The 1572-nt window shown below is 70.8% G+C and carries 2 protein-coding genes and 1 riboswitch; both genes read right to left on the reverse strand.

All coding sequences use genetic code 11. The features are described from left to right. Positions 1-655 (reverse strand): LysM peptidoglycan-binding domain-containing protein (locus H5J30_RS32250; protein ID WP_181791183.1); only part of this gene is annotated, 655 nt, incomplete at its 3' end. A 76-nt stretch (positions 656-731) separates the two neighbouring features. After that, a riboswitch (cyclic di-AMP (ydaO/yuaA leader) is annotated at positions 732-896 on the reverse strand. Positions 897-1104: 208 nt separating this feature from the next. After that, positions 1105-1572 (reverse strand): LysM peptidoglycan-binding domain-containing protein (locus H5J30_RS32255; protein WP_181791184.1); only part of this gene is annotated, 468 nt, incomplete at its 5' end.

Below are 1572 nucleotides of genomic sequence, written 5' to 3' on the forward strand. Positions count from 1 at the left end.
TCTGGCCCGGCCGGATCAGGTCCGGGTTCGCGCCGACGACCGACTGGTTGTCCTCGTACAGCCGCTGCCAGCTCTCCGCGCCGTGCCGCCGCGCGATGTCGTCGAGGGTGTCGCCCTCGCGGACCTCGTAGTAGAAGCCGCGGAAGACCGTGCGGGACTCGGGCTGCGTCTGCTCGCTCGCACCGCGCGCCTCGGTGCCCTGCGGGGCCTCCTCGGGGGCCTCCTGAGGCGCCTGCTCCTGCGCCTCCGGGGCCGTCTGCGGTTGCTGCGGTGCCGCCTGCGGCGCCTCCTGAGGCGCCGGTGGGACGATCTGACCGGCCGCCGGACTGCCCGCGGCCAGGCCCGCGCGCGGGCCGCAGTTGGGCCACGCTCCGGGTCCCTGCATGGACAGCAGCCGCTCGGCGACGGCGATCTGCTGCTGCTTCGACGCCAGGTCGGCGCGCGGGGCGTAGCTGCGGCCGCCGGCGGCCTCCCAGCTCGACTGGGAGAACTGGACGCCGCCGAAATAGCCGTTCCCGGTATTCGTCGTCCAATTTCCTCCGGACTCGCACGCGGCTACCCGTTCCCACGTATCGATGGGCGCCGCGACCGCGTTTTGGGCGCCGAGCACCGGCAGTCCGATCGCGGTTCCGGTGGCGCCCACGAGAACGGCCATCCGGGACTGTGTGCCAAGGCGTGCCTGTGCGGCGGGGCGGCGGTGCTTACCCGTTCCGGCAGGAAGAAGCATGATGCTCTTTTCTCACCGACGCCTGCGAGGTGAGCTGTCGGGTGCGGGCTGTGAGTGCCCGGCCGTACGTCGAGCGTGCGGCTTGACCCCAAGCCGCCCGGTCCGCCTTCTCGTTGGACCGGAGCGGCGCTTACCGTGGGTCCCCCGCTCCTGTCAGCGGTGCTACATGCACAGGTGGCCCGGGTGAACGCCGACAGGATTCGGCGTGAGGCGATCACCGGGACTCGCGTTGGCGAGCAATGTGACGGTAAGCACATAGGGGTGTGCGATTCAAAGACCTCGGAAAGTGCCGCGCCCGGTTTTCCGTCCGTCAGGTAGCCCGGTCAGCCGATTACGTCAAATATGACTAATCCGCGCCGACTTCACTCTCCGCCGGTTCAGTTCCCACTCAATTCGAGTTCCTGACCAGGCTTGATGTTGTCGGGGTCCTTACCGAGTGACTTCTTGTTCCCGTCGTACAACTCGGACCATCCACCGGTCAGCGAATGCTCTCTGGCAATTTCCGAGAGGGTGTCACCCGGTCGGACGGTATAACTGCCGTCGCCCGCCGCGGCGTCGCCGGACTCGCCGGCCTTGCGGTCCTCGCCGCGCTCCTCCGTGTCGCCGGGGATCTCGGCGATCCACTCGCGGCCGGGGGCCGGCAGGTCGGTCGCGTCGGGCGACTGGGAGGCGCCGGGGGTCTCGACGGCCTCGCGCGGGGCCTCGGGGACGCTGGGCGAGGACGGGATGCCGGACGGGGTGGGCGTCGCGGAGACGTCCGGGGCGCGGTGCCGGCCGGAGCCCTCGGAGGCGTCGGTGGTGTCGGAGTCGTCCTGGCCCGTCCACTCGCCGGGGCCGCCGTCGCG

It is taken from the genome of Streptomyces phytophilus (assembly GCF_013870535.1).
Lineage (GTDB): Bacteria > Actinomycetota > Actinomycetes > Streptomycetales > Streptomycetaceae > Streptomyces > Streptomyces phytophilus.